We start from the raw sequence: 24,387 nt of genomic DNA, 5'->3' as shown, positions 1-24,387 counted from the left end.
ATATACAGCCTGCAGTTTGCAGGCTGAACTTAAATTTTCCATGGAGGTATGATGGAAATAAAAATCAAAGAAGTAGCAGATGTACTAAAAGCCCCGGCACCACATATGGTTGGCGATGGTTTCAGGGTACATAATTTTTTTCCAAGTGGCTATAAAATAGATATGAGTCCGTTTTTTCTGATGGATTACGGCTCTAAAATCGAATTTTCAGCAAGAAAGGAGCCTCGAGGCGTGGGTGTCCATCCGCATAGAGGTTTTGAAACCGTAACCATTGCTTATCATGGTGCGGTTGCGCATCACGACAGCTCGGGTAACAGTGGCGTTATTTACCCCGGCGACGTGCAATGGATGACAGCTGCCAGTGGAATTTTGCACAAGGAATATCATGAAGAGGCCTACAGCCTACAAGGCGGGCCATTCCAAATGGTGCAGCTTTGGGTTAATTTGCCGGCAGAATTTAAAATGACCAGACCAAAATATCAGGCTGTTAAACAAGCTGATATGGCCGCTTTTACACTGCCTGAAAATGGCGGCAAAATCGAAATAATTGCGGGCACTTATAAAGGCATTCAAGGTAACGCAACAACATTTACCCCTATTGAGTTGTATAATGCCAGGTTGAATGAAGGTGGGAAGGCGAGTTTCAGTTTCCCGGCTAACTACAATACAGGTTTTATGGTTATTGAAGGCGCTGTAAAAATTAACGGAAAAACTACTGCAAGCACCGATAATTTTGTCCATTTCAGCAATGAGGGAACAGAAATTACTATTGAAGCGTTAGGGAAAACTGTAATTTTAATATTAAGCGGCGAACCCATTGATGAGCCGATTAGCCAGTATGGCCCGTTTTTAATGAATACTGAAGAAGAAATAGCAGAGGCTTTATCGGATTATAATCAAGGCAAATTCGGGTATTTAGAAGAATAAAACAGGTTTATAATTTATATTTTGAGCTGGCATATTTGAGAGAAATGCCGGCTTTTTTGTGTATTTTTAATTTCATAACGCCACTCATTCCACATCGCAGCCGCTTTACACCCGACCAACAATTTCATACAATCTTCACATTGTTTCATCACATTTGTTAAATAAATCAGACCAGAAAAATGTCCGGAAAACAAATATTTCAAACTGAAACAAAGAAACGTTGGCATGCCTTTACCTGGGTTAGCCGCACTTTTTTTTTAGCATTCGTAATCGCAATTATTTGCGTTGCCTTTACCCTATCTTCGGTTCAATCTCCGAATCTACCTTACTTAAATACGAATGGACCGCTAACCCAGAAGCAACTTGAAAAGTTAAAAAAATCACAGCAATACAAAAACTTTTCTATCGAAAAATCAACATTACAGAAGATAAAGCAAGATCGCGAACGAAGAATTTTGTCGAGGCATGGTGATAATAAAAGGATTAACATGGCTTTCTATGTTAGTTGGGCTGGTACAGTTGCTAAATCACTTCCCGATCTGAAAAGAAATATTGGTCATCTTGACGTCGTGGCTACAGAATCTTTTTTCTTAAATGGTGATTCAATTGTGGATAAAGCCGATACCGCTGCTTTGAGGGTAATTAATGGCGCCAAAAAGTCGGCGCTTGCAGTGGTTTCAAACTACAATAAGGATCATTGGGACGGGGCTGCCGTGAGACGACTTTTGAACGACATGCCAGCACAGCAGAAGCTGATTTATAACCTAATCAGCATCACCAAAAAATATGGTTATAAAGGCATTAATATAGATTTTGAGGAATTAAACTTAGAAAACAGGGATGGCTTTAACGCTTTCATGAAAAATCTATACACTCAGTTTCATGCAGAGAAATTGATCGTTTCGCAAGATATCTCCCCTGAAAATGATGATTACAGCGCTGAAATTTTACAGCATTACAATGATTATATTGTGTTGATGGCTTACGATCAGCATACTGAAGATAGTAATGCCGGGGATATTTCCAACCAGGAATGGGTAGAGGAAAAGCTCGACGATATTTGCAGTAAAATGGATGCCAATAAGGTTATTTTAGCCTTGGCCTGTTATGGTTACGATTGGCCAAAAGGAAGTGTTGGTAAACCGGTCACTTATGAAGACGCCATGACGGTGGCTGTAAATTATCAAAGTAGAATAAATTTCGATCCTATATCTGCAAACCTAAATTTCAGCTATAAAGACGGCAGCGGAATTGGCCATAAAGTTTATTTTACAGATGCTTCTACGTACTTTAATTTAATAAGGAAGGCTGATGATTGGGACATCGCGGGCATTGCACTTTGGCGCTTAGGTTCAGAAGATAAGAGATTATGGCAGTTTATTTCCCGCGATTTGAGTTTGGATTCATTAAAGAAAAAACCAATAGACTTACGCAAAATTTCTCCGCTAACTATAGGTGGCGTTGCTTACATTGGCGATGGCGAGATTTTGGATCTGGTTTCTACGCCGAACCCTGGAGCTGTTAGGTTTACGCTAAACAAAGATGATTTTACAATCGCAAATCAGCAGTACATGCGCTTACCAACGCAGTATGTTATAAAAAGATTTGGTGAGGCTGATAAAAAGATTGCCCTTACTTTTGATGATGGTCCCGATCCGGTTTATACACCTCAGGTTTTAAGCATCTTAAAAAAGGAAAATGTTCCAGGCTGTTTTTTCGTTGTCGGTATTATGGCGGAGAAGAATATCGGACTTTTAAAACAGCAGTTTGATGAAGGTTATGAAATTGGAAACCATACTTTTTTCCACCCGGATATGTCATCTGTTGGGCCAAGGCGTGTTAAGTTCGAACTAAATGCAACACGCAGGTTAATTGAGGCGGTTACCGGGCACAGTACAATTTTATTCCGTGCGCCATTTAATGCCGATGCCGAACCTGAAAACACAGCAGAGATATTACCGGTAGCACAAAGCAGAAAAGAAAATTACATTAATATAGGTGAATCTATAGATCCGGAAGACTGGGAACCTGGCAAAACTGCCGACCAGATTTTTAATGAAGTTGTTAAACAGCAGGAAAATGGTAACATTATTTTGTTGCACGATGCGGGAGGAAACCGCGAAGCAACAGTTGCTGCCTTACCAAGGATTATAAAATATTTTAAACAAAAAGGTTATAAATTTACTACTGTCGGCGATTTGATGGGCAAAAAGCGATCTGAATTGATGCCCGCCGTAAAATCAAACGCAAATAGCGGGTTTCTCGGTTCTGGCGACTATCTTTTTATCAACTTTTTCTACTACGGGAACCTAATATTGAACATAATCTTTAGCGTCGCAATTGTTTTGGCCATTTTAAGAACGATTTTTATCGCCTATTTAGCCGTCAGACAACGCAAGAGAGCCAGGCGCAATGCTTATAAATTAATAGAAAATCCTTTTGAAAAAGTAAGTATAATAATTCCGGCATATAATGAAGAGATAACTGCTGTACAAACCATAAATAGCCTGCTAAAAACAACTTATCCAAATTTCGAATTGATTTTTGTTGATGACGGCTCGAAAGACAAAACTTTTGAAATTATTCATCAGCATTTTGGAAATCATCCGCAAGTTAAAGTTTACCGTAAAGAAAATGGAGGAAAAGCTTCAGCACTTAATTTTGGTATTACCAAAGCGAGTGCAGAGTTTATCATCTGTATAGATGCAGATACACAGCTAAAAACTGATGCGGTAACCGAACTTATGCGTTACTTTTATAGTCCAAAAATTGCTGCTGTTGCAGGTACGGTTAAGGTTGGAAACGCATATAACATCATTACAAAATGGCAATCTATAGAGTACATTACCGCTCAAAATATGGATCGGCGGGCATTTGATTTGCTGAATACCATTACGGTTGTGCCTGGTGCAATTGGTGCTTTCCGTAAACATGTTGTGCTGGAAGTTGGCGCCTTCACCATCGATACACTTGCAGAAGATTGCGACCTTACCATGCGTATTTTAAAAGCGGGCTATAAAGTAAAAAACTGTGATACCGCGATTGCTTACACCGAAGCACCCGAAACGGTAAATATGCTTTTGAAACAACGGTTTCGCTGGAGTTTTGGTGTTATGCAAAGTTTCTGGAAAAACCGAAAGACGTTATTAAACAAAAAATATGGTTATTTCGGTATGGTTGGGATGCCAAATATTCTGATTTATCAGATCATTTTACCTCTATTTTCGCCTTTAGCCGATCTATTTATGTTGATATCGCTGATAAGCGGATTGTTTTCATTAAGCGCCATTAACAACCTAACATTAACAGGCTTTTCTGGAATCTTGAGCTTACACAATGGTTTTGGCCAGGTTCTGTTCTACTACCTGATTTTTATCTTTGTAGACATGATTTTTGCCGCAATCGCGTTTAAGATGGAAAAGGAAAAATTTAAAAACCTGCTGTACATCTTTCCACAACGTTTTTTTTGGAGGCAACTGATGTATTTGGTTTTGTTCCGCTCATTTCGCAAGGCGATAAAAGGAGAACTCGAAACCTGGGGAACACTCAAAAGAACAGGCAACGTAAAAGAAGCCACAGTATAATCTTCGTCCCGGTGGATGAAAATCGCCGGGCTTTAATTTATCTGAAAACCTTAAATACGCTCAATTAAACAAACTGCGTATGCAACCACACCTTCCTCTCTACCCACGAAACCCATCATTTCGTTCGTTGTTGCTTTAATTGATATTTCTTCGACAGATATTCCAATGGCTTCCGCAATGTTGGCCTGCATTGCGGGAATATGAGGGTTTATTTTTGGTGCCTCTAAACAAAGCATTGCATCAATGTTGCCTACCTGCCACCCTTTTGCGGTTAGCAATTTAACCGTTTCTTTCAGTAAAATTACACTACTTATTCCCTTCCACCTATCGTCTGTATTTTTAAAATGGAAACCAATATCGCGTAGATTCGCCGCACCTAAAAGTGCGTCGCAAATGGCATGCAACAAAACATCTGCATCTGAATGGCCGAAAGCGCCTTTATGGTATTCTAAAGTAACACCACCCACAACAAATGGATGCTGGTCTTTTAACTGATGGACGTCAAATCCAAAACCTACTCTTATTTTCATAAAATTAAATGTAAAGGTATTGGCACGAAATTGCCAAAATAATCTGGTTCGACCTTTATTTTAGTCCTTTTTTATCACCGAAGTTAAATAAAAGGCTGAAACGTAGAGTATTTGCCAGCGGACTGCTTTGCGCATTTGCGATAAGGTAGGCAAAATCAATATTAAAAACATTGTATTTTAAACCCGCCCCCAATGTAAAGTAACGGCTGTCGCCTTTTTGTGGACTTTGATAATTATAACCCCCGCGAATGGCAAACTGCTGATTGTACCAATATTCGAACCCTGTAGAGATGCCAACCTCTTTCAGCTCCTCGCTAAAACCTCCGGGTGCATCAGAAAACGAACCAAAAATCGCCGCAGGAACTGAGCGGTTTGGATCTTTACCACTCACAATATTGTTGTTCGAATCGTAAATTGGTTGTGTTGGGACAAGCAATTTGTTAAAATCTACGGCGAAAGTAAATGTATTAAAATCATCAATTGAAATTGTACCAGCTCCACCGAGTTTGAAGTTTGTTGGCAGAAAATAACTTTGTCCGCCATCAGAGTAACTCATCTTCGTGCCAATATTTGAAATATTTGCACCAGCAGAAAGAACAGCATTTTTCGCAAAAAGCGTGGTCGATGTTTTATATAAACCAGCAACATCTACTGCAAGCGCATTACCGCCACGAACTTGTCCGGTTGATGAGAATTGGCCGGAAGCAAGATTGGAATAAATATATCGTAACGAACTACCTAATGAGAACTCCTTACCAAAGTTCCGGGCAAAAGTAACATCCAAGGCAAGCTCATTCGGGTTTGAAATGCCCAAATCTTGTTGATTGATATCTGTCAACTGAATTTGTCCTAAAGAAAAATACCTCAGCGATGCACCAATCGTGTTTCTATCATCGAGTTTATAAAAACCGCCTAAATAAGCGAGGTTAATATCTGGAACGAGACTTTTTAGCCAGGGACTGTAAGAAATTGCAAAACCGTAAGGCTTATCCAAAAAAGCAAGCTTTGCCGGATTAATGCTCGCAGAATTAACATCTCCAGGTACCGCAACACCTGCATCGCCCATGGCACCTGCCCTTGCATCTGGGGTTATTAATAAAAAAGGAACTGCAGTAACAACATTATTAGATTCACTACCATTGGTTTGGGTACCAGAAATAGTAGCCTGTCCGTTTGCTTTTCCAAAAACCAAAGCAAAAGACAGCGCCGAGAAAGCAAGTTTACCGATGTACTTGAAGTTCATTCTTAAAGGTAAGTAATTTAAGATTTTTGGTAAGTTAATATTTTTGCGGAATATATTTATCAAACGAAAAAGCTTGTGTTATATTTTACAGTAAACTTACGAATTTTGCAATGTTTACTAACTAAACATACGATTTTAATCGTTGATTTAAAGCGGTGTTGGAAACGTGCCGCACTTGGTTCTCGAAGAGAATATTCTAATTTTTTTTCTTAAACAAATTGTTCAATTTATCTGCAATGGCATCTTTAACCTTTTCAGTTGCTTTCGCGGTTACGGTGTCAATTTTAGCTTGCGCTTTGGCTTGTAGCGCTGCTTTTTTTTCTAAAATTACGTTACTCACAGCTTGCTTCGCTGTGCCGGTTGCATCGCTAGGGCCATATTTCAGCTTTATGGTCGGCTTTAAAAAAGTACCGCCTAAAACTGCGTTAACTCTAATAGTTTCACTTATCGCAACGTTAGTACCGGCTTTATTATTGAGCTTTGCCAGCATTGCGTTGGCCGTTTCATTAGCCTTTGCTCCGAGCATTGCCCTTGGCAAATTCAGTCCCAAATTATAATCCATTGTTTGGTCCAGACCGTTCGAACCCTGAACATTCATTAAAATTCCATCCTTTTTGATGTCAAACGGTGCCACATTTAATCTTCCATCTTTAATTTTGAACCTGGTGATAAGATTGTTCAATTCCAGTTTTTTAAACTTATCTGAATTTAATGAGGACGCCAGTTTGTTAAGTGGTTCAAAACCATCCAAAACTGCCTGAATAATATTCGTTAAACCTTCGGCATTAATTGTGGAGTAAACCGGCATCATGTGTTCATCAAGCTTAGAATCGAATTTTAGGTTTGTTGAAAATGTGCCTTTGGTATATTTGGCAACAGGCGCAAGCAATTTAACAGTGTTGAAAGCTTGAAAAGCCATTTGGATGTCCATCTTTTCGATATCAAAATCCACATCAATTTTTGGTTTTTTGGGCTCCATTGTAGCGTATGAACCATTCATTTTTACTAAGCCATCCAACATATTCATACTCATTTCTTTGAAAGTGATGGTTTTGCTTTTTACCAATAATGCACCTTTTGCATTGGTAATATCGTATGAATCGTACAGTACTTTGCCTGCTTTTGCTGCAATTTCGAAATCAACATTACCCGGAACTTCAAACACTGAAAGTTTGGTAGCTGATTGTTTAACGGCAGGTTCTGTAGCTGCTTTCGGTCCCATTAATTCGTTCACATCAACCAAAGTAGATGATACGTTGAAATTGCCCTGAAGCGCCTCGTTCTTCCTGAAAAAATATCTTAAGTAGTTATTTAATGAGCCATTCGCTGCAAAACTGACCTTTGTCTATCGATGATTTTTTTCCGGCAGCCTGAATATCGGCATCCAAAATACCACTCAATAACATATCTTTCATCGGAAAAATGGTTGTCAATTGTTTGAGGTCTAATTTTCCTTTCAAAGCCATATCCAGGAAAGGATCGCTTGCCGGGTTTTTTAACAACAATCTGTCATCAACAGGAACACTTCCAAATTCGAGGTGAAAGGACGGCACATTAACAGTTGTGTGATCAATAAGACCATCAGGATTGCTGACCTGCGCCTCTACCCGAATGTTATTTATCGCAGAAGGCAAAGAAGGATATTTGATTTTACCATGCTCTATGGCAAGGTTTGCATTGAACGAGGGCAGTGATTTTTCATTGTAAATTCCTTTCGCTGTTCCGCTCATCGCAAAACTTCCCGACGCTTCCATATCTTTGAAATTAGAAACATAAATTGCCGGTATTAAGGATAGAAAATTTTTAAGTTCAGATTGTTTTGCATCAAATTTAAAATCCATTGCAATGTCGCTACTATTTGGCATCGCCAGGTAACCAACAGCAGAGAGTATAAGTTCATTCAACTGGATTTTATTCTCTGCAAAAGTAAATTTCATAGCCTTCGTGTCAATATCCAACGGCAAATCTGCAACGAGTTTAACTTTATTCAGGTATGGTATCCCGCCGTACTTAACAGTTACCTTTTTAATATCAGACTGGGTTTTCAATGTAAAAAGATCTTGTGTAAAATCTCCTTTCCCGGTGTGCTCCAGGCTATCAAGTTCCATAAAAAAACCTAACGTCGCATCGTCATAAATCACCTTACCATTTTCAATAGTGTATTTTTGTAAAGCAACCTTGAAACCCGTTTTTGAAGTATCAGTTTTAATTGTCGCCGAATCTACCTTCATTATATCCCAGCTTGCTTTACCACTTTTTAAAACCTGAGCAAAAATTTTGGGTTGGTTTAAGTAAACAGATTTAATTTCATACTTATCGCCACTAATAACACTTAATAAATTAACATTTAATTTCAATTGATTAACATTTGCCAGTGTATCTTTGGCAAAACTATCAACACCTATTATGGTTAAACTGTTGATTTCAATACCCAGATTGGGGAACGAGGTAATTAAACTTAAATCGATATCTTTAAAATCTACTTTCGCATTTAAATTACCATTAATTGCAGATTTGATTTTTGTTTCGATTTCTTTTTTGAAAAACTTTGGTAGAACCGCTGCAGCAGCGAGAAGGATGATAATTAATGCAGCAATTATAATAGCAACTTTCTTAAGCATAACTTTAACTTTCAAGATGAATTTGTTTGTAACCCTGTAACAGGCAATAAATACACCAAATTAAAGTCGAATTAGCATTAACATCGGTTTTTGAAAGTATATTTATACATACACAATACATTGAGGTTTAATACGTTTTGCTTAAAAATATTATTCAAATATTTATTAACACAAATTTTACTAAATCATATAAATTTCCGTAAATTTATCGGTTGAATAAGCCCTACTTCAAGTTACATAGCATTTTATGAAAAAACGATTACTATATTCTTTTTCTTGTTTTGCCCTTGCCGCGTTACTTTCTTCTTGTGGAGGTAACAAAGGTGGCGCTTCCAGTAAGACAGGGATTCCGTATGCTGATAAGAATAATAAAACTTACAGCAGTTTCGCAGTAGCCAGTAAATACAAGCGGGCGCCCGGACCAGGTTTAATTCCTATAGAGGGTGGTGTGCTTGTGGTTGGTGGTAGCGCAATTGAGGTTGCGGGTGTTGAGCCAAACATTTACAACTATAAAAGACAGGTTACGGTTCCGTCTTTCTACATGGATGAAACGGAGGTATCCAATACGGATTGGCTGGAATATTTACATTGGATAAGAACGAGTTATCCTGAGGATCGTGAGTATTATTACAACGAACTTCCTGATACATTGGTTTGGCGCCGTGCATTATCATACAATGAGCCTTACGTTGATAACTATTTGAGACATCCGGCTTACAGAGATTATCCTGTGGTTGGTGTAAGCTGGGAGCAGGCTTCGCGTTTTTGCGAATGGAGAACTTCTCAGGCAAACGAATATATTTTACGCCAGAAAGGTATTTTAACGGATTACAAAACGTTGGCCGCCAGCAATAAAACAGGCGGGGGAAATACAACAACTGGCGCTACGGCAGCTGCCAGACCAGATAAACCTTTTAACACGGATGCATACCTTAATGGTCAATATGATGATAAAGGTAAAAATGCGCCTAAAGATTATAATGCAAAAGCTGGCGCTTCAGTTGGAGCTGCAGGCGGCCGTGGCGGAAACGCAACGCCAACAAGAAACGCAACTCTGGAAGATGGAGTAATCATGCAGCCTTATCGTTTACCAACAGAGGCGGAGTGGGAATATGCGGCTCTTGGCTTAATTGGCAACACTGAATATGAGAATATCAGCCAAAATAAAATTTACCCTTGGAACGGGTTGGGCGTAAGCTCGGCTGCAAAAAAAACCAGAGGTTTGGTTCAAGCTAACTTTAAAAGAGCACCCGGCGATTACATGGGTGTAGGTGGTTCATTGAATGATAAAGCCGATTTAACAGCACCTGTTCAGTACTATGCGCCAAATGATTTCGGTTTGTATAACATGGCAGGTAATGTGAACGAATGGGTAAATGATGTTTATCGTACCGGTACTTTTACCGACGCGGAAGCCTTTAACCCATACCGTGGTAACCAGTTTCAGGATAAACAGCTTGCTGATGCGGCCAATGGCAAAATTGCCTTGGATAAATATGGTAAGCCAATTAAAGAAAATGCTTATTCTGGCAAAAAACTTACATGGGCAGAAAAACAAGCCCTTGCGAAAAGAGCCGATTCGATTTCTAAATCTCCAGATCCTAAGGCAATGGTAACTTCTTACCAGGCGGATGAGCGTGGTTACAGAGACAGGCAAAACAAACTACTGAACGAAGAAGGTGTATCTCTGGTTAATGATAAATCAAGGGTTTACAAAGGCGGCTCATGGAATGATATGGCTTACTGGTTAAACCCAGCAACCCGTCGTTTCCTGCAGCAGGATGAGGCATCTGCCGAGGTTGGCTTCCGTTGTGCCATGACAATGCTTGGCGCTCCTGAAATTAGCACGGCCGGCAAAAGAAATTTCAAACAGGTGAAAGCAAAACCTTTCAATCCGAAAAGATAAAACAATAAAAAAGGTCGTGATGAAAATCAGGACCTTTTTTATTTATGACCATTTCCTTTACTTAAATTGAATCAGGATTTGATTCTTTTCCACCTTATCGCCTTGCTTCACTAAAACTTTTTTAATAACGCCATCTGTTGAAGACTTAAGAATGTTCTCCATTTTCATCGCTTCTAATATCAACAGGTTATCGCCTTTTTTAATCTCATCGCCCTCAGCAACCTTAACACCTAGCACCAAACCTGGCATCGGCGCTTTAACTTCAGCAACTTTGTTAGCGGCCAGGTTATCAAGTCCGAGTTGTTTAAGCAACTGGTCGAACTGGTCTTCAACGTCAACCTTGTAAAGGTTTCCGTTTACCTTAATTGAACAAAATTTCTCCTGCCTGTTAAGCTCAACAACTTCAGTATTAAAAGATTTATTCTTGTAAATCACACTGGCGAGGTTGTTAGCCAAATCGCTTATATCAATATTTAAAGGTTCATTATTCAAAATAACATCATTGCCTTTAGTTTCCATTTCGAAATGAAACTTATCATTAACTTTTACCTTGTACATATTTATTGAGTTAAAGCATATTGAACTAAGTTAGCGCCCATTTTAAGTGCTTTTGAGCGGGTTTCCTGTTTATCCTCAGGATATGTTCCAAAATCTTCCCAACCGTTACCTAAATCGCACTCAAATGTATAATAACAAACAACTCTGCCTTTATAAATTAAAGCAAAGCCTTGAGGGCGTTTATTATCATGTTCGTGAATTTTGGGCAAACCGTTCGGAAATTTGAACTTTTGATTGTATAAAATATGGTTGGCTGGCAATTCCACGAAGCTTAGCTCCGGAAACACCTTTTTCATTTGTGGCCTGATAAATTTGTCAAGCCCATAATTATCATCTATGTGCAGAAAACCGCCGCCTGTTAAGTATTGCCTTAAGTTTTTTACTTCCTGGTCGCTAAAAATAACATTTCCATGCCCCGTCATATAAACGAAAGGATAATTGAACAGTTCTTTTGAGCCAACTTCTACGATACTTTCTTCTGGATAAAAATTTGTTTTCAGATTTGAATTGCAAAAAGCAATCAGGTTTGGAAGTGCGGTTCTGTCTGCATACCAGTCTCCGCCACCATTGTATTTCAATTTTGCCATGCGGTAAGTTGGAACAATGCTAAAAGCATAAAGACAAAGCACTATAGCGACAAGACTGAAGCCGAGCAGCAGCCTCATTTTTGAAAACGGGAAATTTACAACTGAAAATTTCAAACGATTTATCGGTTAAGGTAATTGATTTCAAAACAAGTTGCCAGCGCAGCGGTTTCGGTACGCAACCTGTTTTCTCCTAAAGTTAAAGCTTTAAAGCCTTTATTCAAAGCTAAATTAACTTCGTCAGGTGTAAAATCTCCCTCGGGGCCAATAAGAATTAAATATCTTTCACGTGGTCGTACTAAATCAGAAATGTATTTTTTTTCAACGTTATCGATGCAGTGTGCAATTAACTTATCTCCATCAAAAGGGATTTTTAGAAATGAATCATAGGAGATTGCATCATTCAGTTTTGGGTGATAAGCTTTAATGGATTGCTTAACTGCAGCAGTAATAACCTTATTTAACCTGTCTTCTTTAACAATTCTGCGCTCAGATCTATCAGAAATTATTGGTGTGATTTCGTCAATGCCGAGTTCGGTGGCCTTTTCTAAAAACCACTCTATTCTGTCGATATTCTTTGTTGGTGCTACAGCAATGTGCAGGTAATGATTGCGTTTTTGATACGCTTCTTCGACATTTAAAACAGTTAAGCTTACCTTTTTCGGATTGTCAGATGTAATCTCAGCCGTGTAAAATCCACCTTTACCATCTACGAGATTTACCAGCGAACCAACCGGAAGCCGCAACACCCGGACGCAATGTTTACTTTCTTCTTCGTTAAGGGTATAGGTGTTTTGGGTTATATCTGGAGTATAAAAAATATGCATAGTTGAAATTAGTGATTATCAACCATATCCCCTTTATTGATGACCAATTCTAATTTAATTGTTTCGATATTCTGCTCGGTTTTTTTAAGAATGGTGAACAGATAGCCGTAAGATTCATTGCTTTCTCCAACTTCAGGAATGCGCTCGAATACGTGAGAAACCAAGCCGCCAATCGTATCGAAATCTTCATCTTCAGGTAAATCGTGTGGTAAATGCTCATTTACATCATAAACGGTTGCAAATGCATTTACGATAAATTCATTGTCTGATATTTTCTCTACAAGTGGTTTTTCTTCGTCGTATTCATCCTGAATTTCACCAACAAGTTCTTCCACAATATCTTCGAGTGTAACCATACCTGCTGTACCGCCAAACTCATCTAAAACAATTGCAATTTGAATGCGGTTACTTTGCAGCTCGCTCATCAAATCGTTGATCTTTTTTGTTTCAGTTACGAAATATGGTTTTCGGATGATGTCTTTTAAAGTCCAATGCTGGTTGCCAGCGGCAACTAATGGCAGGATATCTTTGGCATGAATAATACCAACAATTTTATCCATAATCTCATCATAAACGGGAAGGCGGGAATAACCTTCTTTTATAATGGTATCAATAACTTCCTCTTTGGCTGAAGTTAATTCGATTCCAGAAATTTTGGTTCTTGGAACCATGATGTTTTTGACAACACGCTCATTAAAATCGAAAACATTCTTAATTAATTCGTGCTCGTTATTGTCTAAAGCACCACTTTCTTTACCCTGATCCAACAGATACTGAAGTTCCTCGGTACTGTGTAAAGATTCGTGGCCACCGGAAGTATCAATGCCGAATGGTTTCAAAATAATGGCTGCGAGGCTATTTAATGTCCAGATGAACGGCTTAAATACAACATAAAATATTTGCAATGGGACAGACACAAACAGAGTTGTAGCCACAGGCCTTTGTATTGCAAATGATTTTGGCGCCAGTTCTCCGAACACGATATGCATAATCGTAATTACCGAAAATGCAACCACCGTTGATGCAGAATGGATAAAGGCATCGCTAAAACCCCAATGCAGGCTATCGAAAAGATTTTTAAAAATGGTATGCATAACGCCTTCACCAACCCAACCTAAACCAAGTGATGCAAGCGTTATACCAAGCTGTGTAGCGGCAAGGTATCCATCTAAGTTATGGATAATGCCTTTTGCCATTTTACCAACACGGCTGCCAGATTTTGCTTTTATTTCTATTTGTGAGGCACGAACCTTTACAATTGCAAACTCTGCTGCAACGAAAAATCCATTCAATAATACCAGAAAGAGTGCCAGGAATAGTCGCCAACCAACGCTTGCGGTATCAGGTTCTTGCAGGGCAACTAAAACTACATTTGTTGGCAGTATTGTACTTAATTCGAAATTAAAAAACAAACAGACCGTGGGTAAATCCATTAAGCTAATTCTCTAAATGTGGTATTATAAAGTTCTATGCTTTCTTTAATTACTTTATGAGCATAACGAACACCGAGTAAATGTTCGATGGTAACGTTTTTCTCCTCTAATGCTTTGTAATCTTGAAAGAAACGAACAATTTCTTTCATTTGATGTGGAGGTAATTCGTCCAAATCATTAATGTAATTTACGGACATATCGTGTGCCGCAACGGCGATGATTTTATCATCTTGTTCACCATTATCAACCATGTGCATTACGCCAACAACTTTTGCTTCAATCAAAGTCATCGGGAAAACGTCTACTGAACAAAGTACCAAAATATCTAAGGGATCTTTATCATCACAATAAGTTTGTGGAATGAAACCATAGTTAGCTGGATACATAACGGATGAGAAAAGAACCCTGTCTAATTTAATTAAACCAGATTCTTTGTCTATTTCATATTTGGCTTTTGAGCCTTTTGGAATTTCAATAATTGCGTTTACAATTTCTGGTACATTTTTACCAGGAGATACGCTATGCCATGCGTGGTGATCGTCTTTTGCCATTTTTAATTTAAATCTGTCTTTTCCTCTTCGGGGCTTTTTACTTTGCTTTTTACAAAGGTAATCAATAAAGGGATAGTTGTGATAAGTATAAACCCAATAATAATATATAATAAGTACTCGTTTATCTGTTTTTCAAACCGCCGGCCCAAAAAATAGCCTAATAAAGTGAGCGAACAAATCCAAAGTACTCCCCCTACAACATTGTAAAAAGCAAATCGTTTGAAATCTAATTTCACTACACCCGCAAAAATTGGTGCAAAAGTTCTAACTATCGGCACAAACCTGCCCATAATCAAGGCGAACGCACCTTGCTTATTGTAATATTCTTCGGCGGCTTTTAAATATTTCTTTTTAAAGAAGAAACTATCTTTTCTGGTATACAATAAAGGACCGGTTCTACGGCCAAACCAATAGCCGGTAAAGTTTCCAGAAATTGCCGCAACGCAAAGGCCCGCTAATAGTACTGCGATATTTACATCAAGTTTGCCTGTTGCCACGAACATCCCCGCTAAAAACAATAAATAGTCGCCTGGAAGAAAAAAGCCAAAGAACAGACCCGTTTCTGCATAGATTACAAATACGACAAGATAGAAACCGCCCTCCCTCAATAATTTCTCGGGATCAATTAGGTGATGCAGGTTATTCCAAAAATCTTGCATATTCGATTATTCGTAAAACTACAAATAATTATCTAAGAAGTGCATACCTAGATAAGGTTTAAAATGATTGCAGGATAGATACCCAAAATCAATGTAATTGCTACGGAAACAGCCAGAACCACTTTGTATTGAGCAGGTGCAGAAAGTTCTGTTTCGGCGCCATCTTTAAACCAAACGGCCACGATTACCTTAAAATAATAGTAAAAACCTACCAACGCATTTAAAATTGCAAATGCGACTAAGATGGTATGGTACTCACCCATCACGTTCAGAAACATTAAATATTTACCGATAAAACCAGCAGTTAGCGGAATACCAGCTAATGATAGCATTGCAATTGTTAACGACAATGCGACTAAAGGATTTTTCTTTCCTAAACCGTTGAAACTTTCAAAGCTGTCGTTTCCGGTTTTCTGTTTAACCAGAATTAAAACCGCGAACGCGATGATTGAAGCAAAAGTGTAAGCAGCTGCATAAACTAATACATTATTTTGAGAGTTTGCGCCTATTACAACCAATGAGAACAGCAGGTACCCGGCGTGAGAAATACTCGAATAAGCCAGCATCCTTTTGAAGTTCTTTTGAAACAACGCGGTGACGTTGCCAATAAACAGGGTTAGGCAAACAATAACAATCAGCGGCGTAACCCAAAAATCGTGAAGTGGCTCGAAGGCCCCGGCGAAAAGCCTCAAAAATGCAGCAAAGCCCGCAGTTTTTACTACAGTACTCATGAACGTCGTGATTAACGTTGGAGCACCTTCGTACACATCCGGGGTCCAGAAATGGAATGGCGCAGCACCAACCTTAAAGCACAAACCAATCATCATCAGGATTACACCCGGGTAAAAAATTGGTGAGATCGATTTACTGTTATCTATTAAGTAAGCCTGGATTTTTGCCAAGTCAAAAGAACCTGTAGCGCCATAAATTAGAGTAATTCCGAACAAAAGGAAACCTGTTGAAAAAGCGCCCATCAAAAAATACTTTAAGGATGCCTCGTTTGAAGCGAAATCCTTTTTACGGATACCTGCAAGAATATACAAGCTTACCGACATAATTTCCAGCCCAACAAACAACATCGCCATGTTTTTGTAAGATACCATCATAATCATTCCCGCCAGGGCGAAAAGAATTAATGTATAGTATTCTGCAATGTTATCGCTTTTTGCGTGGAAATAGTTTTGAGTTAACAGGAAGATCAAAAGCGTTCCGACAATACAAACAGCCGAAAATGCCAGCGCAAAATTGTCAGTTTGCATCATACCGAAATGAATGGCATTACCATTCCATGCTGTGGCCGTAAAGCCTAGAGCGGTAAGTAAGCCAACAACAGTAAGCGGCAATAATGCTTTCTTTGCTTTAAACAAACCTGCATAAAGTACAATAAAAGCTGTTATACTAATGGTTATTATAATATTCATTGCTTATTTTACTGATGTTAATTTTTGACTTACCTGTTCTAAAAGATGTTGTACAGATGCCTCTGTTAAATACAATAATGGTTTTGGGTATACCCCCAAAATGATGATTAAGGCGCAAATGATATAAAGCACCAATTTCTCAGTTCCCTGAATATCGGTAAAGGTAATCGTTACCTCGTTCGTTTTGCCAAGCATTACGTTTTGGTACATACGCAACATATACACTGCGCCGAAGATAATGGTTAAGCCGGCGATTGCTGCAGCCCATATGCCGTAGTTGTAAACGCCCATTAACAATAAAAACTCACCGATAAAACCATTTGTACCAGGTAAAGCCACTGTTCCTAAAACGATAATCAGAAAGGCGATTGCAAGTTGTGGGGCAACTTTGGCAATGCCGCCCAATTCTTCGATTTTGTTGGTTTTAGTACGTGAAAATATGATGTCTAAAACGAAGAATAAGCCAACTACATTAATCCCGTGACTTAACATTTGCACCATCGCACCCTGTAAGCCTTGTTGGTTTAATGCAAATATGCCTGCTGAGATTAACCCAACGTGAGCAATAGAGGAATAAGCCACCAAACGTTTCGCATCCTTCTGAGTAAATGCGATAAGTGATGCATATACAATTCCAATGATAGAGAGAACCATGGCTAATGCAGACCAGTCCTGAACACCCGTTGGAACAATAGGCAACAACCATCTGATAACACCATAAATACCCATTTTTAACATGATACCCGACAACAACATTGTTCCTTGAGTTGGTGCTGCTGTATAGGTATCAGGCTGCCAGGTGTGGAAAGGAAAAATCGGCATCTTAATCGCGAAAGCAATGAAGAAAGCCCAAAAAATCCAGCCTTGTTGTGCGCTATCTAAATTTAAAGCATAAAATGCCTGAATATCAAAATTATGGGCAGGATTCTGCAGGTACAAATAAATTATGCCCATTAACATAAACAACGAACCTGCAATCGTGTAAACGAAGAATTTCATGTTGATGCGAATTCTGTCTTTTCCACCCCAAAATGCGCAAATGAAATATATTGGAATTAACGCAGCTTCCCAACCTATGTAGAACAGGAATGCATCCATAGCTGTAAAAACCAGTAACAAGCCTGCCTGCATAAATAATATTAGTGCGTAAAAAGCTGCCGGGTTTTTATATTCGTGTTTATAGCTCGATAAAATTATAATTGGAATAAGCAAATTAGTTAGCAGAACCACGAGCATGCTTATACCATCTATACCTGCGTGGAAACGTATGCCTAAATCGGCAATCCATGGTAAGTTTGCCTCGAATTGTGTGCTGGCGTTTGGAATAAAAGAGCCGGCTATAAATAAAGCCAATCCTAATGAAATTACCGAAAATACGGTTGAGACGATTTTAGCCGACTTGCCCGCAAACGCTGTAATTATAGCACCTGCAAGTGGAAGAAATATGAGTAGTAAAAGTTGTTCCATTATTTATTTTTGAACCCTTTTTAGATGTAATAAAATGTATAAGCAAGCAATGCGATGATACCGGCGACCATCATAAATATATAGAAACCTACGTTTCCACTTTGTAATAAACGAACACCCTTACTTGCCTCGTTTGTACTCCAACCTAAACCATTCACTATTCCATCGATGAATTTAGTGTCGATAATTCTGTAGAAGAATCTCGAAAAGGCATCTAAAGGTTTAGTGATGATGAAATCGTAAATTTCATCCAGATAGAATTTATTGTATGATAATTTCGCGAGTGCAGAACGATTTGCCTCATCCGCTACAGGCACACGGGCGCCTTTCACATATCTGGCGTAAGCATAAAGCAACGCTATAATAGCGGCCACAACGGAAACGCCCATTAACGTAAATTCTGTTGAATGACTTAGGGCCAATTCGTGTTGTGCAACGCCAGCACCGGTTAACCAATGCGCCAACCATTCATTTCCACCAAAAACGTGGGGAATATTGATGGCTCCGCCAATTGCAGCCAAAATTGCTAAAATTATTAATGGAATGGTCATCGCTTTTGGCGATTCATGTACGTGACTTTCTGCATGATGTGTTCCCCTATACTTACCTGAGAAAGTTAGGAACATCATTCTAAACATATAAAAAGAGGTTAAAAATGCTGTGAAAACGCCGATACCCCAAAGAATAGGACTGTATTGAAATGCATTTGCCAAAATCTCGTCTTTTGAGAAAAATCCTGAAAAGGGAGGTAAACCTGCAATTGCAATCGTACCAATCATCATGGTTAAAAAAGTTACCGGAAGTTTTTTCCTCAACCCGCCCATGTGGCGCATATCTTGCTCATGGTGCATGGCATGAATAACCGAGCCTGCGCCCAAGAATAATAAGGCTTTAAAGAATGCGTGTGTTAATACGTGGAAGAATGAACCAGTATAAGCGCCAACACCAAGGCCTAAAAACATATATCCTAATTGAGATACCGTTGAATAAGCCAATACCTTTTTAATATCAGTCTGTGTTAATGCAATAATAGCCGCAACTAACGCAGTGGTAATACCTACAATTGCAATAATATGCTGGGTTAGAGGCGCTAAATCGAATAACACGCTGGAACGGGCAATCATATAAATTCCTGCCGTTACCATTGTTGCCGCGTGAATTAACGCTGAAACCGGTGTTGGCCCGGCCATCGCATCAGGCAGCCAGGTAAATAATGGCAATTGTGCTGATTTACCGCAGGCACCTATAAATAATAAGATGGTAATTAATACAAGCGTACTGTTACCGGGTAGCATATTTGCCGCCTGAGGAAAGATTTTAGAGAACTCTACACTTCCGAAGAAATTAAAAATTAAGAACACGCCTAGCAAAAAACCTAAATCGCCGATACGATTCATTACGAAAGCCTTTTTTGCCGCCGAGGCGTATGCAGTATTAGTGTACCAAAAGCCAATTAATAAGTACGAGCATAAACCTACACCTTCCCAACCGATAAACATGACGATGTAGTTTGAACCCAGAACTAACAATAGCATAAAGAACACGAACAGGTTTAGGTAGGAAAAGAATTTCCCGAATCCTTCATCATCGTGCATATAACTGGTAGAATATAAATGAATCAGGAAACCTATTCCAGTAATAATCAGTAGCATGATTGCGCTGAGTGGATCGACCAGGAATGATAAAGGAATGTGCAATGTACCTGCGCTAATCCAATCAAATAAAAATACCTCGTGAGATTTTTGTGTATCGCCTTGTAAACTAAAGAAAATAACTACGCTGATTATGAAAGAGGCTAATATTACGCCACTTCCAATGATGCCAACAAGTCCTTTAGATAAAGATTTTCTGCCCAGTCCGTTAATTACAAAACCTAAAAAAGGGAGTAAAGGAACCAACCAAATCAATTGTTCTATTGTCATTCTTAATATATATTTACCACTTAAGGCGATTTAAAACATTAATATCTATCGATTTTGTATTTCTGTATACCATAACAATAATCGCCAAACCAACCGCAACTTCTGCAGCGGCAAGGGCCATAATAAAGAATACAAAAACCTGCCCTGATGGGTCATTACTGTGCACGGAGAAAGCGGTTAAAAGCAGGTTAACTGCATTCAACATTAACTCTACCGACATAAAAATTACGATTGCATTTCTGCGGGTTAATACGCCGATTACACCAATTGTGAAAATTATTGCACATAAATAGATGTAGTGATTTAGCGGAACGCCTGCCATTTGTGTAGTTAGATTTTCCATTATACTTCTACCTCATCTCTTTTAGATAATAAAACGGCTCCTACCATTGCTGCCAACAGTAACAGAGATGATAATTCGAATGGTAATAAGAATGGCCCAAAAAGTTCTTTACCCAGGTTTTCTACCAGACCTAAGCCCGGGTTTTTTAAAATTAACGGACTGGTAATGGTTGCTGCTTTGAAAGAACCCACCAAGGTTACCACTAAACAACAGCCTGCAATTACCCCCACAATTTTAATTAATGGTGATTTTACCGGCTCAGTTTCCTTATTTAAGTTTAGGAGCATGAGCACAAATAAAAATAAAACCATAATGGCACCCATGTAAACAATGAAGTTTACCACAGCTAAAAATTGCGCATTTAACAGTACGTAATGAACTGTAAATGTGAAGAAAGTAAGGATTAAGTACAAAACGCTGTGGATCGGATTTTTTGCAAAAATCACCATCAGCGAAAAGATGATACTTAATGTGGCTACGAAATAGAATACTTGTGTACTCATTAATTTAATATTTGTTTGTATGCCAGCAATTGCAAGGCAAGAAGCAAGCTTATTTATTTAACGTCTATCGCATTAGGATTGCTTCGTTCCCCGCAATGACGATGGTTAACTTCATTTGTAATTCATTTGTGAAAATACAAATGAGGCTTTATTTTTTCATCCCCAACGGCGCTTCCACTAATTTATCTTTACCGTAAATAAAATCCTTACGTAAATAATCGGCCGGTACAATTGGCCCGTCTAAATAAATTGCTTCTTTCGGACAAGCCTCTTCGCATAAGCCACAGAAAATGCAACGCAACATATTGATTTCGTAAGTTGCTGCATATTTCTCTTCGCGATATAAATCTTTCTCCTCCGGCTTGCGTTCTGCTGCAATCATTGTAATGGCTTCAGCAGGGCAAGATAAGGCGCATAAACCACAGGCCGTACAACGCTCTTTTCCATTCTCATCACGTTTAAGTGAGTGCATACCTCTAAAATTTGCAGAGAATTCTCTTTCAACTTCCGGGTATCTTACTGTAGCCTCCTTTTTGAATAAGTGGCTGATGGTAATGCCCATTCCCTTTGCAATTGCAGGAAGGTACATACGCTCCATAAAGCTTAAAGGCTTTTGTTCCAGTACTTTTTTCTTATTACTTAATGATTCCATAGTTAAAACTTCTCAATAATCGCAATCACAACCCCAGTTATTATAATATTAGCAATTGCCAAAGGTATTAAACCTTTCCAACCTAAGTTCATCAATTGGTCGTAGCGGAAACGAGGTATTGTCCACCGTACCCACATAAAGAAAAAGATGAAGAAGAATATTTTAGCAAACAAAATAGCCGTTCCAAATAAAGGTGCCCAGGTTGGCCCAAGTAAAGTAGCCATATAATCCATACCTGGGTAGTTATAACCACCAAAGTATAAGGTTGCCATAACTGCTGATGAAACAAACATGTTGATGTATTCGGCAAAAAGGTAAAAGCCTAATTTCATTGATGAATACTCCGTATGATAACCACCAATTAGCTCTGTTTCACATTCTGGCAAATCGAACGGTGCACGGTTGGTTTCAGCAAAAGAACAAACCATGAAGATTAAAAACCCTAAGGGTTGATAAAGCACATTCCAATGCCAGCCATGTTGTTGCTCAACAATTGTTTTTAAGCTTAAGGTGTTTGTCATTAAAAGCAAAGCGATGATGGATAATCCCATTGCGATTTCATAACTAATATTTTGTGATGCCGCACGAATAGCACTTAATAATGAATACTTATTATTTGAAGCCCAGCCGCCAATCATTACACCATAAACACCTAACGAAACTACACCAAAAATGTACAAAACACCTACGTTAATATCGGAAACCTGTAATGGAACAACTTTATCGCCAATAACCATCGGGCTGCCCCATGGAATAACCGCTGTACCGATACAGGCACAAAGTAAAGCTAAACCTGGCCCAACAATAAATAACCATTTGTTCGATGTGGTCGGAATAATTTCTTCTTTCATGAACATTTTGACTCCATCAGCCAGTGGTTGTAAAATACCAAAAGGCCCAGCTCTATCCGGACCTAAACGATCCTGAAGATATGCTGCAACCTTACGTTCTGCGTAGGTAGAATACATGGCAATTACCAGACTGATACCGAAAATTACCGCTACCAGAATAAATTTTTCTATGATAAAAGCTATATCCATTAGTATTTTACTGTTTTATGTAACTCAATTTCGTTGGCTGCCTGCAAAGCTGCGTTTGGCTTTATTACAGGAAGTGGCTTTAATGTTTCGTAATGGTTCGATGCAATCACCGACGTATCATCAATGTGCGTTGGATGTTCAATTGTCCAATCTGAAGTTGCTTTCTTATCAAAACGGCAGGTGTTACAAATAAATTCTTCTACCTCGCCAAATTGGTCTTTACGAGCGGTGACGCGGAGTACATTCTCCCCTTTATACCAAAGCGTAACCTTTCCATTGCACTTTTCATGGTCGCAGTTGCGATGAGCATCAACCGGCTTTGTAAACCAAACGCGGTTTTTGAAACGGAACGTTTTATCCGTTAAAGCGCCAACCGGACAAACATCAATTACATTCCCTGAGAAATCGTTATCAACAGCTTGTTGGATGTAAGTTGAAATCTCAGAATGATCGCCACGATTTAAAATGCCATGAACACGTTTGTTAGTAATCTGATCGGCAGTGAAAACGCAACGGTAACACAAAATACAGCGATTCATGTGCAACTGGATTTTATCACCTATATCAATTCGATCAAACGTACGGCGTTCAAACTCATAACGCGTTTTCTGCAAACCGTGTTCATAACCTAAATTTTGCAAATCACATTCTCCTGCCTGGTCGCAAACAGGACAATCCAACGGGTGGTTAATCAATAGAATTTCAACTACCCCTGCACGCGCCTCCAAAACTTCGGGCGAAGTAATGTTAAGCACTTCCATACCATCCATTACTGTTGTACGGCAAGAAGCAACCAATTTTGGCATTGGCCTCGGGTCTTTTTCCGAACCTTTTGTTACCTTAACAATACAGGTACGGCACTTTCCACCACTGCCTTCTAACTTAGAATAATAGCACATGGCCGGCGGAACGATATCGCCTCCAATTTGCCTCGCAGCATTTAGGATCGTTGTTCCGTTATCAACGTCTACTGTTATCCCATCTATCGTAACCTTAACTTTTTCACTCATGGTTATTGATAATCTTATTTTTTATGCTCTTGCCGTCATTGCGAGGCAAGAAGCCTGCCTACCGCAGGCAATCTCAATACTATTTTTTCTGTTTCGAAATCTTGTAGCCAATTTCCTTCGTTGGCTGCGCTTTCTGTTCCAGTAGCTGATCAAAATACCTAAATATCACTTCGATGTTTTTATTCTGATTATCCACCTTCTTTTTTATCTTTTCTACTTCTAATCTTATTTCTGTATTGCTTAAAACCATTTTCCTAAGTTCAACAAACACATCTATAATTTTAATACTAACTTCTATCGCCCGTTTACTTTTCAAAACGTTTGACAATTGCAAAACACCATGTTCGCTAAAAGCGAAAGGCAGGTATTTTGAGTATTTTCCCTGTTCTAAGATCACAATTTGTGATCTTAGAACCTCGTTTTCCTCTTTAGTTAACTCAAACATAAAAGTTTCCTGGAAAACGCTCTATATTTCGTTTAACTTGCTGTTTTAAGTGTCTAGTCTCAACACCAAAGAGTTCAGCCAAATCAGAATCCAACATCACCTTTACTCCTCTAAAAAGATATATTTTTTTAACTATTACTTCGTTGGGGATAATTTCAGGT

The 24,387-nt window shown here is 38.8% G+C and carries 23 protein-coding genes; 3 read left to right on the top strand and 20 right to left on the bottom strand.

The window, feature by feature from the left end:
• The first annotated feature begins 48 nt into the window (after nt 1–48).
• Together ASG14_RS01895 and ASG14_RS01890 are read left to right on the top strand one after the other, a co-directional pair.
• Entirely contained in the window at nt 49–927 is an 879-nt protein-coding gene (locus ASG14_RS01895) for a pirin family protein (protein WP_235528484.1), read from the top strand.
• 179 nt (nt 928–1,106) lie between these two features.
• A complete protein-coding gene (locus tag ASG14_RS01890) occupies nt 1,107–4,511 on the top strand; it encodes a glycosyltransferase (RefSeq protein WP_056869368.1) in 3,405 nt (1,134 codons plus the stop codon).
• A gap of 50 nt (nt 4,512–4,561) precedes the next feature.
• Here the strand turns inward: ASG14_RS01890 and ispF are convergent, their stop codons facing one another.
• From ispF to ASG14_RS20465, 4 genes are all read right to left on the bottom strand, one after another.
• Entirely contained in the window at nt 4,562–5,041 is a 480-nt protein-coding gene (ispF, locus tag ASG14_RS01885) for a 2-C-methyl-D-erythritol 2,4-cyclodiphosphate synthase (protein WP_056869367.1), read from the bottom strand.
• A 55-nt stretch (nt 5,042–5,096) separates the two neighbouring features.
• Nucleotides 5,097–6,284: a type IX secretion system outer membrane channel protein PorV gene (gene porV / locus ASG14_RS01880; protein ID WP_056870198.1), complete on the bottom strand. Its 1,188-nt coding sequence runs from the start codon at nt 6,282–6,284 to the stop codon at nt 5,097–5,099.
• A gap of 196 nt (nt 6,285–6,480) precedes the next feature.
• Entirely contained in the window at nt 6,481–7,506 is a 1,026-nt protein-coding gene (locus ASG14_RS20470; protein ID WP_235528483.1) for an AsmA-like C-terminal region-containing protein, read from the bottom strand.
• A gap of 85 nt (nt 7,507–7,591) precedes the next feature.
• Nucleotides 7,592–8,920: an AsmA family protein gene (locus ASG14_RS20465; RefSeq protein WP_235528482.1), complete on the bottom strand. Its 1,329-nt coding sequence runs from the start codon at nt 8,918–8,920 to the stop codon at nt 7,592–7,594.
• A 232-nt stretch (nt 8,921–9,152) separates the two neighbouring features.
• Here ASG14_RS20465 and ASG14_RS01870 point away from each other — a divergent pair, with 232 nt between their 5' ends.
• Nucleotides 9,153–10,811, top strand: a complete 1,659-nt coding sequence (locus ASG14_RS01870) for an SUMF1/EgtB/PvdO family nonheme iron enzyme (protein WP_056869366.1) — start codon at nt 9,153–9,155, stop codon at nt 10,809–10,811.
• A gap of 57 nt (nt 10,812–10,868) precedes the next feature.
• Here the strand turns inward: ASG14_RS01870 and ASG14_RS01865 are convergent, their stop codons facing one another.
• The 16 genes from ASG14_RS01865 to ASG14_RS20575 all read right to left on the bottom strand — a co-directional run bounded on the left by ASG14_RS01865 (nt 10,869) and on the right by ASG14_RS20575 (nt 24,323).
• Nucleotides 10,869–11,369 carry an acetyl-CoA carboxylase biotin carboxyl carrier protein subunit gene (locus tag ASG14_RS01865; RefSeq protein WP_056869365.1) on the bottom strand — a complete coding sequence of 167 codons (501 nt, stop codon included), beginning with the start codon at nt 11,367–11,369 and terminating at the stop codon, nt 10,869–10,871.
• Nucleotides 11,370–11,371: 2 nt separating this feature from the next.
• Nucleotides 11,372–11,956 carry a DUF4159 domain-containing protein gene (locus ASG14_RS01860; RefSeq protein ID WP_369817208.1) on the bottom strand — a complete coding sequence of 195 codons (585 nt, stop codon included), beginning with the start codon at nt 11,954–11,956 and terminating at the stop codon, nt 11,372–11,374.
• Nucleotides 11,957–12,075: 119 nt separating this feature from the next.
• Nucleotides 12,076–12,780: a 16S rRNA (uracil(1498)-N(3))-methyltransferase gene (locus tag ASG14_RS01855; protein WP_056869363.1), complete on the bottom strand. Its 705-nt coding sequence runs from the start codon at nt 12,778–12,780 to the stop codon at nt 12,076–12,078.
• Nucleotides 12,781–12,788: 8 nt separating this feature from the next.
• Nucleotides 12,789–14,213, bottom strand: coding sequence for a hemolysin family protein (locus tag ASG14_RS01850; RefSeq protein ID WP_082491291.1), 1,425 nt, complete (start codon nt 14,211–14,213; stop codon nt 12,789–12,791).
• On the bottom strand, nt 14,213–14,764 hold the full coding sequence (locus ASG14_RS01845; RefSeq protein ID WP_056869362.1) for an inorganic diphosphatase: 552 nt from the start codon (nt 14,762–14,764) through the stop codon (nt 14,213–14,215). Before ASG14_RS01845 ends, ASG14_RS01850 begins: the two co-directional genes overlap by 1 nt.
• Before the next feature lie 2 nt (nt 14,765–14,766).
• On the bottom strand, nt 14,767–15,423 hold the full coding sequence (locus ASG14_RS01840) for a DedA family protein (RefSeq protein WP_056869361.1): 657 nt from the start codon (nt 15,421–15,423) through the stop codon (nt 14,767–14,769).
• A 47-nt stretch (nt 15,424–15,470) separates the two neighbouring features.
• A complete protein-coding gene (locus ASG14_RS01835; protein ID WP_056869360.1) occupies nt 15,471–16,844 on the bottom strand; it encodes an NADH-quinone oxidoreductase subunit N in 1,374 nt (457 codons plus the stop codon).
• 3 nt (nt 16,845–16,847) lie between these two features.
• Entirely contained in the window at nt 16,848–18,311 is a 1,464-nt protein-coding gene (locus ASG14_RS01830; protein WP_056869359.1) for a NuoM family protein, read from the bottom strand.
• Between the two features lie 20 nt (nt 18,312–18,331).
• Nucleotides 18,332–20,233 (bottom strand): NADH-quinone oxidoreductase subunit L, encoded by a 1,902-nt coding sequence (gene nuoL, locus ASG14_RS01825; RefSeq protein WP_056869358.1) that lies wholly within the window; start codon nt 20,231–20,233, stop codon nt 18,332–18,334.
• A 13-nt stretch (nt 20,234–20,246) separates the two neighbouring features.
• The gene (gene nuoK, locus ASG14_RS01820) at nt 20,247–20,576 is read right to left on the bottom strand and encodes an NADH-quinone oxidoreductase subunit NuoK (protein WP_010601897.1); all 330 of its coding nucleotides are present in this window, start codon (nt 20,574–20,576) and stop codon (nt 20,247–20,249) included.
• Nucleotides 20,576–21,079, bottom strand: coding sequence for an NADH-quinone oxidoreductase subunit J (locus tag ASG14_RS01815; protein ID WP_056869357.1), 504 nt, complete (start codon nt 21,077–21,079; stop codon nt 20,576–20,578). The genes nuoK and ASG14_RS01815 overlap by 1 nt, the downstream gene beginning before the upstream one ends.
• Before the next feature lie 148 nt (nt 21,080–21,227).
• A complete protein-coding gene (locus ASG14_RS01810; protein WP_056869356.1) occupies nt 21,228–21,731 on the bottom strand; it encodes an NADH-quinone oxidoreductase subunit I in 504 nt (167 codons plus the stop codon).
• A gap of 2 nt (nt 21,732–21,733) precedes the next feature.
• The gene (nuoH, locus tag ASG14_RS01805) at nt 21,734–22,771 is read right to left on the bottom strand and encodes an NADH-quinone oxidoreductase subunit NuoH (RefSeq protein ID WP_056869355.1); all 1,038 of its coding nucleotides are present in this window, start codon (nt 22,769–22,771) and stop codon (nt 21,734–21,736) included.
• Complete coding sequence (locus ASG14_RS01800; RefSeq protein WP_056869354.1) at nt 22,771–23,781, bottom strand: 2Fe-2S iron-sulfur cluster-binding protein; 1,011 nt, start codon at nt 23,779–23,781, stop codon at nt 22,771–22,773. The genes nuoH and ASG14_RS01800 overlap by 1 nt, the downstream gene beginning before the upstream one ends.
• 79 nt (nt 23,782–23,860) lie before the next feature.
• Nucleotides 23,861–24,226, bottom strand: a complete 366-nt coding sequence (locus tag ASG14_RS01795; protein WP_255352770.1) for an ORF6N domain-containing protein — start codon at nt 24,224–24,226, stop codon at nt 23,861–23,863.
• The gene (locus ASG14_RS20575; protein ID WP_255352776.1) at nt 24,219–24,323 is read right to left on the bottom strand and encodes an ORF6N domain-containing protein; all 105 of its coding nucleotides are present in this window, start codon (nt 24,321–24,323) and stop codon (nt 24,219–24,221) included. The genes ASG14_RS01795 and ASG14_RS20575 overlap by 8 nt, the downstream gene beginning before the upstream one ends.
• Nucleotides 24,324–24,387 lie beyond the last annotated feature (64 nt).

This window comes from Pedobacter sp. Leaf194, assembly GCF_001423945.1.
Lineage (GTDB): Bacteria > Bacteroidota > Bacteroidia > Sphingobacteriales > Sphingobacteriaceae > Pedobacter.
This window is presented reverse-complemented; position numbering and strand designations above follow the sequence as displayed.